At 69.9% G+C, this 12,933-nt stretch carries 11 protein-coding genes and 1 pseudogene; 4 read left to right on the top strand and 8 right to left on the bottom strand.

The genetic code is table 11. The annotated features are described in order from the left end of the window. Window positions 1-68: 68 nt before the first annotated feature. Window positions 69-236, bottom strand: coding sequence for a TniQ family protein (locus tag AB0J08_RS39070; protein WP_360644105.1), 168 nt, complete (start codon window positions 234-236; stop codon window positions 69-71). 54 nt (window positions 237-290) lie between these two features. Continuing rightward, on the bottom strand, window positions 291-548 hold the full coding sequence (locus AB0J08_RS39065) for a hypothetical protein (protein WP_360644102.1): 258 nt from the start codon (window positions 546-548) through the stop codon (window positions 291-293). Window positions 549-1,002: 454 nt separating this feature from the next. On the opposite strand from AB0J08_RS39065, the gene AB0J08_RS39060 reads away from it, so the two are divergent. Next, window positions 1,003-2,064: a hypothetical protein gene (locus AB0J08_RS39060; RefSeq protein WP_360644100.1), complete on the top strand. Its 1,062-nt coding sequence runs from the start codon at window positions 1,003-1,005 to the stop codon at window positions 2,062-2,064. A gap of 12 nt (window positions 2,065-2,076) precedes the next feature. Here AB0J08_RS39060 and AB0J08_RS39055 read toward each other — a convergent pair whose 3' ends face one another. Then, window positions 2,077-2,502 (bottom strand): hypothetical protein, encoded by a 426-nt coding sequence (locus AB0J08_RS39055; protein WP_360644097.1) that lies wholly within the window; start codon window positions 2,500-2,502, stop codon window positions 2,077-2,079. 1,146 nt (window positions 2,503-3,648) lie between these two features. Here AB0J08_RS39055 and AB0J08_RS39050 point away from each other — a divergent pair. Next, window positions 3,649-3,963, top strand: a complete 315-nt coding sequence (locus AB0J08_RS39050) for a hypothetical protein (RefSeq protein WP_360644093.1) — start codon at window positions 3,649-3,651, stop codon at window positions 3,961-3,963. Between the two features lie 129 nt (window positions 3,964-4,092). Here the strand turns inward: AB0J08_RS39050 and AB0J08_RS39045 are convergent, their stop codons facing one another. The 3 genes from AB0J08_RS39045 to AB0J08_RS39035 form a co-directional block, all read right to left on the bottom strand. After that, window positions 4,093-4,242: a hypothetical protein gene (locus AB0J08_RS39045; protein WP_360644090.1), complete on the bottom strand. Its 150-nt coding sequence runs from the start codon at window positions 4,240-4,242 to the stop codon at window positions 4,093-4,095. Beyond that, window positions 4,239-5,396 carry a methyltransferase domain-containing protein gene (locus AB0J08_RS39040; RefSeq protein WP_360644087.1) on the bottom strand — a complete coding sequence of 386 codons (1,158 nt, stop codon included), beginning with the start codon at window positions 5,394-5,396 and terminating at the stop codon, window positions 4,239-4,241. The genes AB0J08_RS39045 and AB0J08_RS39040 overlap by 4 nt, the downstream gene beginning before the upstream one ends. A gap of 456 nt (window positions 5,397-5,852) precedes the next feature. Further along, complete coding sequence (locus AB0J08_RS39035; RefSeq protein ID WP_360644084.1) at window positions 5,853-7,697, bottom strand: PxKF domain-containing protein; 1,845 nt, start codon at window positions 7,695-7,697, stop codon at window positions 5,853-5,855. Window positions 7,698-8,081: 384 nt separating this feature from the next. Between AB0J08_RS39035 and AB0J08_RS39030 the strand changes: the two genes are divergently transcribed. Together AB0J08_RS39030 and AB0J08_RS39025 are read left to right on the top strand one after the other, a co-directional pair. Continuing rightward, a complete protein-coding gene (locus AB0J08_RS39030; RefSeq protein WP_360644081.1) occupies window positions 8,082-11,156 on the top strand; it encodes a hypothetical protein in 3,075 nt (1,024 codons plus the stop codon). Between the two features lie 223 nt (window positions 11,157-11,379). Continuing rightward, window positions 11,380-11,943 (top strand): hypothetical protein, encoded by a 564-nt coding sequence (locus tag AB0J08_RS39025; RefSeq protein WP_360644108.1) that lies wholly within the window; start codon window positions 11,380-11,382, stop codon window positions 11,941-11,943. A 401-nt stretch (window positions 11,944-12,344) separates the two neighbouring features. Here AB0J08_RS39025 and AB0J08_RS39020 read toward each other — a convergent pair. Both AB0J08_RS39020 and AB0J08_RS39015 read right to left on the bottom strand, forming a co-directional pair. Further along, a pseudogene (locus AB0J08_RS39020) lies at window positions 12,345-12,547 on the bottom strand (hypothetical protein); the annotation flags it as partial. An 83-nt stretch (window positions 12,548-12,630) separates the two neighbouring features. Further along, the coding region (locus AB0J08_RS39015; protein WP_360644078.1) for an NlpC/P60 family protein at window positions 12,631-12,933 on the bottom strand (303 nt) is incomplete at its 5' end.

Below are 12,933 nucleotides of genomic sequence, written 5' to 3'. Positions count from 1 at the left end.
CGACGTGCCCAACGAACCGTTCGTCGACGCGGCCCACGCGTTCATCAGAGGTGAGCGATTTCCTCCGCTCATCCTCGTCGGAGAGAGGCAGGACAGTGGACCGGGCAGACGAAGGCAACGGGCAGAGGCCATGCCTTCTTCCAAGGGGCGCCGTGCTGCTGGATCGCGGTGCCGTCACCCGCGAGGCAGCGCGGGCAGTATCGCGGGACCTTGTTGAACAGCCAGTCATCGCGCACCGGCCGGACGATGGTGCTGCTGGTCAGCCGCCAGATCGGGGGGTAGCGGTCCGCTCAGGGCAGCAGCGTCAGGGCGGCCGCTTCGTCCTCGCTCAACCGGGTGGAGCGGGCGAAGGTACGGATGTCCAGGTCCAGCAGGAGTCTGCGGCCGAGCCGGGTGGGCGAGGGTTGCTTGGTGCAGCCGGTCAACCGGGCCAGGCGGATCGGCGAGAGGCGGAGGCGGTGGGAGAGCCGCAGCAGGTAGCCGCCGATGGACTCGCCGGCCAGCGGGTCAAGGCTTCGGGCCAGCGACCGGCCGGGGATCTCAGCCATCGCCGGCCGGCCTGTCGCCCTGGTCGTCGAAGACCGTGTTGCGCGGCCTCCTTCCCGCCTTTTCCCTGGCTGCTGTGGAGGTTTGACGTTCGCGGGGATCTCCGGAACCTCGCCCGCCTCGGGATCGAGGTCGGCCAGGTTGCCCAGTCGGACGGCGGTGCGGGCCAGAAGCTCGGGTGTCAGCCGTTCCTCGCCGCTGGTGATCGCTTCCGTGCACCCGTCCTCGACCAGCCGTCGAAGCAGTCCGACGATGCCGTGCGTTCGGCGGAACAGATACTCGGGCATTCCGCCGGTGGTCAGCATGCCCTCGAAGGAGCGGAACAGCCGCAGCTGTTCCTCGATCCCCGCGAGGTGTTCGAGGAAGGCGGTGATCCCGGTGGGGGTGGAGTAGTCGAACGGATCGAGGTCGACCCATGTCGAAGCGCCGCTCGGTCTGTGTCGAGGACTCGTCGTTGTGGCTCTTGCCTCGCTTGACGTCCGGGAAGACCCACTGCTTGGTGTGGGGGTCGACGTAGGCGCCCCGCAGCAGTCCGGAGTGGGGGATGTCGACGCCGATCAGCACGAGCGTGACGTTCAGGTCCATCAGCTCGTGGATCAGGTCCAGGGTGTCCTGGTCGTCGCCGCGGTGGAGCCGAAGGCGTGTCACATCGTCGAGTTTACCGACCGCAGGAGCTCGGAAACCGGCTCTGAACTGCGACGATTCATAGACTACATGTCAGCGACGGGCGCTTGCTGCGGTTTTGTGTCGTTCGTTGGAGTGGTTCTCGTATGCCCTCGTCGTCTGACGGCCAGATGCTTTGATCGCAGGACTGAACTGGTCCAACCCTGCCACCGCGAGCACGAGGGGCGTCAAGCGGCCTGCCGGATACTTCACTGCCCCCAACAGCAAGATCGACTATGTTGCGGTGTTATGAGAGGCAGAGAGCAGTCGGTGGACATTGCCGGATTCGACGGCGCCTGGAACAGGTCGTGGCCTAAGTGCCCGCCGGAGGCCCGTCGTCTGCGCCACCGGTTCCCAGAGCGCTGGGTCCGCTTCCACGCCCTCCCGGAGGGCAAGAGGTATGCGACCTCGGACGTCGAGCACGCCGAGATCCTGCGTCGTCACCACGCGCTTCTGGAGGATCTCCTCGGAGACGTCACGGTCGACGGCGGAGGATTGGTGGCGATCAGCTGCTCCTGGTCCGCGACCGGTTCCCCGACTCCGCGAGACGCTGCGGTCGCTGCCACCACGCCCGGGGCGACGCACTGGCGAAGCGATGACCTGGCCATCGAGCCGGGCTTCCACTCGTGGCAGCACCACTACGTCTCCGCGACGGACCTGCACGATCCCGCACTGGACCGGCTCCTGCTCTGCGTGGCCGACGACATGACCGCCGGCGTCATCCTGACCGAACCCGACTGTGCATGGGCTGTGCACCCCTATGACGGCGGCGTGGACCTCTTCGCCGAGAGCACCAAGGTGCGCGACCAACTCGCCAGCAGATATGCCGAGTGGCTGCCGTCGACGCGGCCGTGAGCTGGAACGGCGTCAGGAAGACGAGGGCGACTCAGCAGCTCCGGCCAGGCGGAGACCACGACCGAGGTCACCGACGAGCAGGCGGGGGTGGCGTCGCCACCACCACATGTCGATGGGGTCGAATCCGCTGATCCGGTGGAACTGCGACATGGCGATGCCGTCGTCGAAGACCGTGGCGGCCCGGAATCGGTCGTCGAGGGCTTTGATCCGCGGAGTCCAGATCACGATCACGCGTTCAGCGAGGATCGGCCATGCCTCGTGAAGCCAGTTCCGGCTGTAGAGGTCGTTGGTGTATTCCTCGACCATGTCGTCGTAACCGTTCTCGACCTCGCCCACGAGCCAGGCCCATTTGTCGACCATCTCTTGGACGGTGAATACCTTGCGCCAGCCTCGTTGATGCAGGACCTCGCCTGCTCTCTGCTCGTTGTGGGGCTCCATATCGCGGAGCCTCGCATACCGCGCGGTCCGTTGACCAAGAGTTTCCCCTGGTCAACGGAGCTGATCGAGCGGCATTGCTTGAGCGATCAGGTGGCCGCCATCTGGGCTTCGAGGTCAGCGACGCGGCGGTCCTGGAACCGCAGGTTGGATCGGCGGACCGCCGCCGCGCGCCGTCGTGCAGGCGCAGCTGATCACGCCGCCAGGTGAAGCCGCGCATCGGGACACTGCCCGCCCAGGGGGCCTGCCCCAGGGCGGCCACCGGGCCGGTCACCTCCCCGCTTCGGTGACGCCATGTCACCGCCCATCGACGCGGAGCGTCCCTGTCGACCTGGTCGCTTGGGTGGTCTGCGTCAACCTCTAGAAGCACCGGCAGACGTACGACAGCGTGGCGCGGCATTGACCCCCGGGACGGTAGACGCCCACAGGCCGCCACTCGCGGGTGACGGCCTCCCAATACCTACTCGGAACCCGGCGGACTACGGCTGGCAATTCTGCGGCTCGACGAGCCCGACCGCTTCGCCGCGAACGAGGTCTCCGGGCCATGGGATCCCGGTTCAGGAGGCCGCCCTCCGGTGGTGGCGTCCGGCTTGTTCGATGGCGTGTTGGAGGTCGTCGCGGGTCATGGTGGAGCGGTGGGGGAGGCCAAGGTCGGTGGCAGGTTTGTAGAGTTCGACCTTGGGGAGCTGGTGGAGCTGCTGCTTGCCGGTGGCGCTGGCGCGCTTCGCGGCCGTCTTGTCCGTGGCAGTCTTGGCGGAGGGCTCGTCCTCCCACCGCCCCGGATCTTGCCGGCGGCCCTCTTCGGCGCTGGCGAGGCCGCGCCCCCGCCGGCGCTGTGGAGGCTGCGGCGTAGGGCGTCCATGTGACCGCTGGGATAGCCGGACCGGCAAGCCGGTCCGCCCGGGCGACCGCGACTCGCCTCGCCCGCTGGACCGGCTGCTGGCTCGGGCCGCGTTGGGAGATCCGGACCCTACGCCGCTCCCGCTGGACCTCGCGGACTTCCTTATCCACCCACCGGAGTTCACCAGCGCACGCAAGCACGCCCTCCTGCAAGTGATCTTCGCCATGACCGGTGCCGTCCCGGTCACCTGGTTACCGGCTCTCGGGGCCTTCTCCCCTCACCGCCTGCACAGTTGGGCCCGTGTCCAGATGACCGCCGTCCAGGCCGTCCTCACCCACGCGCAACGCCGGCCCACCTCCGGTAGCGACATCGCCCTGCTGCGTTCCACCCAGCTCCCGCACACCCTGTGGGAGGGCAATCTGCTCATCCACCTCGCCGTCCTGTGCGCCCTCGCGCCGCTGCCCCAGCACGCCCTGGTCGCCGATGGCATCCGCACCGCGCTGCGGCACCAACGCCCGGACGGGGGATGCCGTTCATCGCCGACGAGGGCACCTGGGTCACCGCCAACTCCGCCGTCAAGGTTCTGGAGGGCGTTGGCACCTGGTCAGCAAGCTGTCGAGTGATCAGCGGAGCGAGTTCGTCGATCTCCTGGGGACGATGGCTGGAGCTGAGTCCGCCCCGGCGCGGCGGGAGTTCCTGGAAGGGTGACCGGACGGCTTCGGGCTCCCTGATGAGGCGGACTGACCTGGGGCTCACGAGTAGAGCAGGACGCGCTTGCGCAGGAGATCGGAGCCGGGCCGGCCGAACATCTGGCACTTGAGCACCCTGGCACGCACCCGTAGCCGGTGGTGGGTCGGCGTGCCGATAGAGCGGCCCGCCGACCCACCACCGGTGAAGGTCATCCTGATTGGAGGGCGCGGGCCTGCTGGTGCTCGGGGGCGGCCGGCCAGCGCGGGCCCGTGTCCGGGTCGTTCAACCACACGAACTGGCCGTCCGGGCGTACGGTCATCCCGTAGTCGTAGGGCGTCGGGCCGCCGAGCTGCTCCCACTGCTGCCAGGCGTTTTCCAGCTCATCGGCGAGGCGGCGGGGGCCGCCCTGGTGGACGGTGCCCGGCCCGCCCGCGGCAGCTGACAGCACGGCCCAGGAGGCGGCGCCGTCATGCAGCCACGCCGACGTGCCGTCCTCGTCGAGGGCGGTGGTGATCCGGACATCCGGCGCGGCGACGCGCGCCGCGAACCGCAGGTTCCAGTCCGCGCGCAGCGCCGTGAGGTCGCGGTGCAGGGGCCGGGCGGTGTCGGCCGGGGCGTCTCCTCGGACCTGCGCGAAGTCGGGGCCGGCGCCGGGCTCGCTCCGGTCGGGCATGAACTGCGCCAGGCCCTGCACCCAGCCGCTCGCGGAAGCGCCGTCGTCGGCGACGGTGAGGGCGACGTGCCCCAGGCGCCCCCAGGGGGTGACGATCCGTCCGCCCGGCACGCAACTCTCGACCCAGGCGAACGGAATCCGCTCGACGGCGTACGTCGCGATGATCCGGTCGAACCGGCCGCCGGGAAGGCCGGTCGTGCCGTTGGCGACCTCGCAGGCGACGTCCAGGCCGGCCGCCTGCAGACTCGCGCGGGCCGCTTCGGCGAGAGCAGGGTCGACCTCGACGGTGGTGACCCGCTTGGGCCCGGCCCGCCACGCGGCGAGGGCGGCGTTCCAGCCGGCGCCGGTCCCGAGGTCGAGCACCCGGTGGCCGGGCTCCAGCAGCAGGGAGTCAAGCATGTCCACCACCACGGCCTGCGCGGAGAGGCTGCACGTGGGCAGCCCGGCGGTCACCTGCGTGACGGCCGCGGCGTCCTGGTCCCGGTACAGCTCACCAATCCACCCGGCGGAGTCCACACCACGGTCCACCGGCACGTACGCCCGGCCGTCCCATCGCCACAACCGCGCCGGGGCGAACAGATCGCGCGGCAGCGCGGTGACGGCCGCACGCAGCCACGGCGAGCGCTCGGGCCACGCTCCGCGCTGCTCCATGGACCGCGCGAGGCCGTCACGGCACTCCGGCAGGTCGGTCACTTCTTGTGCTTCCCGTCCCCAGGCGGTGGCGGTGGGACCTGTCCGTCGGAGTTTCCGGGGGGCGGGGTGCCTTCTCCCGGCGGTGGCGGCGGCTTCTCGTGCGTACCCATGCTCTCCCCCTTCGCTACAGAGTCGATCTCCCCGGCCATCCTTCTCCCCGCCCACCCGAACCGGTAGAGGGCGCGGGGAGCGGGCGGGGGCGCGACGGGATGCGGCGCGCGCTCCGGCGGCTGGGTAGTCCAGCAGGAGGTGAACGGCAGCAGGGCATCACCTGTTCGAGGCCGGGGGCACGGGCCGAAGTTCCAGGAAACCCGCTGGCAGTGCGAGGGCGTCCGCCAACTGCGGCCTGCCAGGGGCCGGCGGTCGAGGTGAGCGGAGCAACGAGTAACCGCGGTGAGCCGGGAGGCCGCCACCGGGGGTGTCCTGGTGGTGGCCTCCCGGTGTGGGGCCGGGCTGTCAGCCGAGGTGGAACAGTGCGGTGTGGGTGGTGCCGTCGTTCAGCCCGAGGGTGAGGGCCCGGCAGGTGCCGGCCCAGGCCTTGGCGGTCTTCCACACGTAGGTGTAGGTGCCGCTCGCGGGGTCGTACTGGAGGGTGCTGCCCCCGGCGGTCTCGGCGGGTACGGGTGTGCCGACGGCTGCGCCGGTGGTGCAGTCGGTCTGCTGAACGGCAGGCTGACCAGCCGTCAGGATGCCGAGGCCGTGGTCGCTGCCGAGGGAGAACTTGATCGGGACGGAGCGTCCGGCGTTGATCTGGTTGACGGCGGGCGGGTTGTCGACCGGGGCCTGGAAGCCGCCGAAGGCGTACACGTAGCCGTAGTGGGCGGCTGCACTGGTTCCGGCCGGGGTGGTGACGGTGACGTCGACCGTGCCGACGGTGCCCGCCGCGGGGGCGGTGGCGGTGATCTGCGTGTCACTGTCGACGGTGAACGACGTGGCCGGGGTGGCGCCGAAGTTCACCGCGGTGGCGCCGGTGAAGTTGCTGCCGGTGAGGGTGACCGTGGTGCCGCCGGCCAGCGGGCCGTGGTCGGGCGCGAGGGCGGTGATCGCGGGCGCGGGGACCTCGTAGGTGTACTGCCCGGCGGGCACGGTGCGGCCCTTGGCGGTCAAGGTGACCTCGACGGTGCCGGCCGCGTGCGGCGGGACGGTCGCGGTGACGGTGGAGGAGTCGACGACGGTGACGTTGCTCGCCGGGACACCGTCGAACGTGACGGCGGTGGTGCCGGTGAGGTGACTGCCCGTCAGGGTGACGGTGGTGCCGCCCGCGGTCGGGCCATGGCCGGGGGTGACCGTGGTGACAATGGGCTTTGGCTTGGCGGGCCCGAACGCCATGGCTTGCGCGAACGCCCCCATGGGGGTGTTGCGGACGACGGTGTTGGTCGAGGTGTCAACGACCGCCATGCTGCCCAGGCCGGAGGCGACGTAGAGGTAGTTTCCGGCCGGGTCCGCCAGCATCGAGGTCGCGGTGCCCGCGATCGGGATCGAGGCGACCACGGCGGCGGTCGCGATGTCGACCACCGCCACCGTCCCGGACTCGCGGGTGGTGACGTAGGCGTAGGCGCCGTCCGGGCTGAGCGCGAGCGAGCCGACGAGGTGGGCGACCGGGATGGTCGCCGTGAGCGCCTTGGCGGTGGTGTCGAACACCGAGAGGGTTCCCGCGTTGAGGTTCGCCGCGTACACCTTCGAGCCGTCGGGGCTGATCTCCAGACCGCTGATGGCCCGGTGGTCGGCGGTGGGGATATCGGCGGTGATCGTGTTGGTGGCGGTGTCGATCACCGTGATGCCACCGGACACGGCCGCGTACAGGGTCGCGCCGTCAGGGGTCGGTGCGAACTTGTCCACCCCGCCGGCGACGGGGATGTGCGCGGTGACCGTCAAGGTGGCGGTGTCGTACACGTCGATGGTGGGGGGCTGACCGGACGAGTTCTCGGCGACGTAGGCGTGCGCGCCGTCCGGGGAGAAGGCGACGGCGCTCGGCGTTCGGCCCGGTGCGAGGGTGACGGCGACCGTGTTGGTCGCGGTGTCCACCACCGACACCGATCTGCCGAACAGGTTGGCGACCCAGGCCTGCGAGCCGTCCGGCGAGACCGCCAGGGCAGAGGGTCTGGTCCCGACCGGGACCGTGCTGACCACGCTGTCGCTCGACAGGTCGTAGGCCACCAGCGTGTTGTGGACGGGGTCGGCCAGGTAGACCAGCTCCGCCGGATCGGCGGCGTGCGCGGCGGTGACCGGCAGCACCGCGCCGACCGCGCCGAGCACCGCGGTGGCCAGCGCCGCCGCCGCGCCGCGCCTCAAGCGGCGCAAGCCCCCTCCGGGCGCGGGTCGGCTGTCAAGGACCAGTGACATGGGATCTACCTCTCGAAAGCATGGACCGGAGGATGCCGCTCCGGTTCTCAACTCATGCTATTCGCAGAACATCTGGCGGTTCATCACATGTCTGATAGTTGGCCGAACTTGGCCAAGTCCGACCGGACGAAGATGCCTGCGCTGTGAAGTCCGGCCTGGCGTGGCACGGGAGGACTGTTGGTTCGGACACTGTTTCTGGCCATTCTCGTCAAAGTGTGACGCTGCTGTGATCACGCTGTGTAGGTTCCCGGTCCGGAGGGCGTCGTTCGCCTTGGCGCCAGGCGCAGTTGGTGCCGGTGTCGCGCCGCCCCACCCTCATCTTCTCCGCAGACGGGATTCGTGATGACCACCCCGAGCACAGGAACACCCGCCACCACCCCGGCGAGCACGGCCACCCCGGCGAGTACGGCCACGCCGACGACCACGGCCACCCCCGCGACCACGGCCACGCCGGCGAGTACGTCACCCGCGATCCAGGTGGACCGGGCGAACCTGGACGGCGCGACGCCGAAGGACCTGCTGCCGACCACCGGCAACTACCCGACCGAGATCGTCCGGTACCGGTCGGTGGTGCTGACCGACATCCCCAACGCGAAGCCGGCCCGCAAGCTGACCGGCGCGATCGACCTCGGCGAGGAGAACCTCCCGTTCTACGACAAGCCCGCCGAGGGCATGATCGTCACCACCGAGCAGAGCTGGTCGGCCCAGGGCGTCACGCTCGGCCGCCTCCTGCACAGCCTCGCCCTCGCGCCCGGCGAGAGCACCAAGGTCGCGGTCGTCGACTGGCAGGGCACCACCAAGGCCACCGGCACCGAGAAGACCACCGAGGCCGACACTCTCTCCTCCACCACCGACCAGAACCGCTCGATCAGCGAGCTCGCCAACGCCATCGCCCGCGAGGAGCAGCACGGCGACTCCCAGGCGTTCCAGTTCAGCAAGTCGAGCAGCTCCGGCGGCAGTGCCGGCATCGCGTGGTTCGGCGGCGGCATCGGCGGGAACTGGAGCAATTCGTCGAACACGGGTTTCTCGAGCGCGGTGTCGCGCTCGACCGGGGTGAAGTCGGTGGCGGACGAGGCCTCGCAGCGCATCAGCGCGCGCACCCAGCAGTTGGCCACCGCCGCGCGCAGCCGGAACATGACGGTGGTGCGGGAGACCTCGCAGGCGGAGAAGGACCAGGTGCTGACCCGGGTCGTCACCAACTACAACCACATGCACGCGATGTCGGTGCAGTACTACGAGGTCGTGCAGGTCTACAGCGTGACGACCACGCCGACGAAGCTGGAACGCTGCCTGTTCATCCCGCTCCAGGAGCTGACCTTCACCTACTCCAGCCTCCAGCGGTACAAGGAGGTGCTCGCGTCGGTGGCGCCGGCCGAGTGGGCGGCGAAGATCCGGGCGGCGAATCCGTTCGACACCACCGTGCGCAAGCTCGACGCACTCACCGCGCCCGAGGCGCCGGTGGGCCAGGCCTTCGACGGGGTGGACCTGGCCGAGATCGCCGGCGGCCCGATGGGCGTGTACGGGTTGCGCAAGGCCGACAACAGCCCGGTGCGGTTCGACCCGGTGGCCCGGCAGTGGAACCCGATGCCCACCGCCGGGCTGACCGACGGCCTGAACCGCATCGTGCCGGGCAAGGACGTCGTCTGGGGGCTGCGGGCCGACAAGACGGTCGTGCGCTTCGACGGGACGACCTGGAAGGCCGACTCGCACGGCTTCAAGGGGCTGAGCATGGCCTGCGGCGGCGACGGCACCTTCTACATCGTCGGCGGGGACAACAGCCTGTGGCAGTTCCCCCAGGACGGCACCCGGCAGCAGCTCAACGTCCAGGCCGACGAGGTCGCCGCTGCCGGCAGCAAGGTCTGGTACTCCCGGCAGGGGCAGTACTACGAGCGCAGCGGCACCGGCTGGGTGGAACGGAAGGGGCAGCCGGACCGGCTGTTCGCCGCTGCCGACGGTTCGCTCTGGGGCACCTTCAAGATCAACAACGCCATCGCCCTCGTGCTGGAGTCCGGAGCGGCGGCCTGGAGCCTGCCCACGAACCCCTTCATCAAGGACGTGAGGGGGATAGCCGCGGTCGTCTCGGCCGTCAGCGGGGACTACTGGATCCTCAAGCTCGACGGGACACTGCTGCGGTACCTCGCCGCGCAGCGGGACACCCCGGCCCCGTTCGACTACCAGCCGAAGGCCGACTCCCCGTATGCCTCCAGGATCGACGTCTGGTACGACGACGCCGGGATCCGCAGCATCCAGGTGGTCTTCCCCGGCCAGACCGCCCGCTGCGGCGACACCGGAGGCTCCGGCATCCTGCGCCATGCCTCCTACACCTTCGGCGGCGCCGACAAGCTGATCTCGGTCGACGCCTGGTCGGGCACCGCCGCCCGCGGCAGCCTCGCCGGGCTGCGCCTGACGATGACCTCCGGCGTGGCCAACTTCGGGATCGCGGAGAGCACCACCGCCACGCCCGACCTGACCGAGGACGCCGGCGGCGCCTCGGCCATCTGCGGACTCTTCGGCGCGACGGTGAAGACCGGCAGCCGCACCTACGTCTCCTCGCTCGGCTTCCACGTGCGCGGCGGCAACGTCTCCCAGGCGGTGCTGGACCACCTGAACGACAACCGCCGCCACTACAGCCAGGCGGTCTGGGCCAACGCCGACGAGCTCACCCTCAGCCGCATTCTCGCCAACTACTCCTACGCGCCCGCGGGTTCGACTGCCCAGCCGGTCCTGCTCGGTACGGTGCTGGACCCGAAGCCCATCGCCACGACCGGCAACTACCTCGGGTTCCGGTGGAACTTCACCAGCGAGAAGGAGCGCGACGACTGGACCAACGCCCGCAAGACGACCGCCACCGCCTACGGGACGCCCGTGACCAGCACGGTCGCCATCGCCACCAAGGGCGTCTTCGCCGAAGCCGTCCTCGGCCGGGCCAACTCGGCCGAGAAGATCGACCTCACCCGGTTCTGGAACTGGAAGGACTCGCCCATCCAGATCACGCCCGCCGACATCGCCCCGGTCTCCACCGCCTCCCGCGCGCAGACCCTCGACACCAAGGTGGCCGCCCTGAGCCCCTCCGAGGCGCGGTACACGCCGATGATGGCGATGCCCGACCCGGCCGGCCTCCAGACGGCGCAGGCCATCGCCACCGCCAACCTGTTCCGCGACATGAGCGGCATCAACACCGTCAGCCAGGTCCTCACCAAGGGCATCGAGGCCGCCGCGAGCAACGACAAGGCCGCCGGCGAACGCGCCCAGGAAGCCCTGAAGACCGCCACCGAACACATGCAGAAGATGTCGCAGATCGCGGCCGACGCAGCCGCCAAGGCGATACCGGCCGTGGCCACCGGCGGCGCCAGCAACCTCAGCGCCCTCGGCGGCATGATGAACCAGGGCGGCAAGGACGGCGCGGACAAGAAGTAGTCCCGCCGCACCACCCGGCGGTCGGGGCCGCGGCGACCCCCTGGCCGTCCCGCCCCAGCACCCGAGGAGCCGCACCCGCAGCCCGCCCCGACCGGTTCGCCGGTTCGGGGCGGGCCGCGGTACGTGGGGGCCGGCGCCAGCCCGGCGGGGTGCCACAGGCCGCCTATCGGGCCGATGCCGCCCAACTCGATGAGGAGCCGAACGCGCCGACAGATGAGGCACCGTGCTATTCGGAGAGTTCCGATACCCGACTGCACCATTAGGCTTCTACGAATCCGGGTTCCCCGACGAATACGCCTTCGAAGACTGGCTCTTTCGCATCGAGGGCATCGCTGAGGACCAGCAAGCCCTCGACAAGGGAGAGCACGTCAGCGGACCCGCCGCCGACACCTACCGCTATCGGGTGAACGCCGCCAGCCGCGAGTTCGCCGGAAGAGTGATCGTCCGTGAACGCCAATCCCGGGACCTGCTCGGCAACCCGCTCCTGCAGATCCACCACGGACAGGGCATGACCTGCGTCTTCAACCCGGTCACCGCCGCCTGCCAGATCCGCGGCGGTGCCGGCGACCCCATGGTCACCCCGGACACCGACGACTGCCGGCCCAAATGTCCCAACATCGCCCGGACCGACCGCGACATCCACCACATCCGGACCCAGACGGCCCGCCTCGCCGAGATCGTCGCGGACCCGCTCGCTCCATCCATCCGGCACGAACGCGACCGCCACGAACTCGCCCGCCTCGAACAGATCATCACCGCCCACGGACAGCGAGCTGCCGCCCCATGACCAGGTTCCCCATCAACAACGAGACCGTCCCCGTCCGGCGCGCGATCCTTGCCGCAATGAACCGCCTGTTCGCCGGCACCCCCCAACGCTCCAACGGCCGACTCAACATCTCCCAGCTCGCCATCGAGGCCGACGTCAAACGCTGGCACCTCACCCACCAGCACCCCGACCTCAAGGACCTCTTCCAGGCCGCAACCGCCGACGACGAGGCAAAGCGAGCCGTCCAGACGCGGTCCGCCGATGCGTTCGAGAACCTCAAGAAGAAGCACGCCGACCTCCAAGCCCACTGCCGCTTCCTCGAAGCCCGGCTCCAGACCTACGCAAGCGCCATCAACCTGCTCGCGCTGGAGAACGCCGCGTTGTCCGGCCAGAGCGAGACCGCTGCCAACCTGCGAGTTCTTGGCCTCGGCCTGGTGGCCGCCGGAGTGGTGGCCCCAGGCCCACACACCGCGCTGACGGCGAGCGCGCCGACCACCGCGATGATGCCGAACAGGTTCAGCGAGCCCATTACCTGCTTGAGCACGGAGAGGCCGGGCAGGCCGCCCTCGTTGGGCTGGATTCCCGGGTCGAAGGCGAGGTGGGTGACGGCATCGGCGAGGAACATGAGGAACTCCAGGGGGATTCCGGGCACGCGAAGGTGCACCGAAGAGAACTGGGGGAGAAGAGGAGAGGGCGGAGAAGCGCCGGTCAGACGATCCGGCGGGCCGCGAGAATCTGAGGCGACCACTCGGCCAGGGGCGACACCTTGACCACGTCACCGGTCTTGGGGGCCTGCACGACGAGGCCGCCGCCGATGAACATCCCGACGTGCTCCGGCACGGCGGCTGTCCCTCGGGTGAACAGCAGGTCGCCCGGCCTCAGGGCGCCGGCGGAGACGGCCGTGCCCTCGCTGACCGAGCTATTGTCAAGACCTGTGGATCGGCTCTGGTGATGACTGCTGGTCGCGCTGCTGAGCCCAGGTCTCGCGGGTGATCGCGTACTCCACATCAC

Origin of the sequence: Kitasatospora sp. NPDC050463, assembly GCF_040655255.1 — a bacterium.
GTDB lineage: Bacteria > Actinomycetota > Actinomycetes > Streptomycetales > Streptomycetaceae > Kitasatospora.
The sequence above is the reverse complement of the archived record's forward strand: the minus strand, read 5'-3'. Positions and strand labels throughout refer to the sequence as shown.

Bases quoted from the DNA above. Each gene is read 5' to 3' on its own strand.
- AB0J08_RS39050 (WP_360644093.1), top strand. From the start codon at position 3,649: ATGACCGCCGTCCAGGCCGTCCTCACCCACGCGCAACGCCGGCCCACC.
- AB0J08_RS39055 (WP_360644097.1), bottom strand. From the start codon at position 2,502: ATGGAGCCCCACAACGAGCAGAGAGCAGGCGAGGTCCTGCATCAACGA.
- AB0J08_RS39065 (WP_360644102.1), bottom strand. From the start codon at position 548: ATGGCTGAGATCCCCGGCCGGTCGCTGGCCCGAAGCCTTGACCCGCTG.
- AB0J08_RS39030 (WP_360644081.1), top strand. From the start codon at position 8,082: ATGACCACCCCGAGCACAGGAACACCCGCCACCACCCCGGCGAGCACG.
- AB0J08_RS39045 (WP_360644090.1), bottom strand. From the start codon at position 4,242: ATGACCTTCACCGGTGGTGGGTCGGCGGGCCGCTCTATCGGCACGCCG.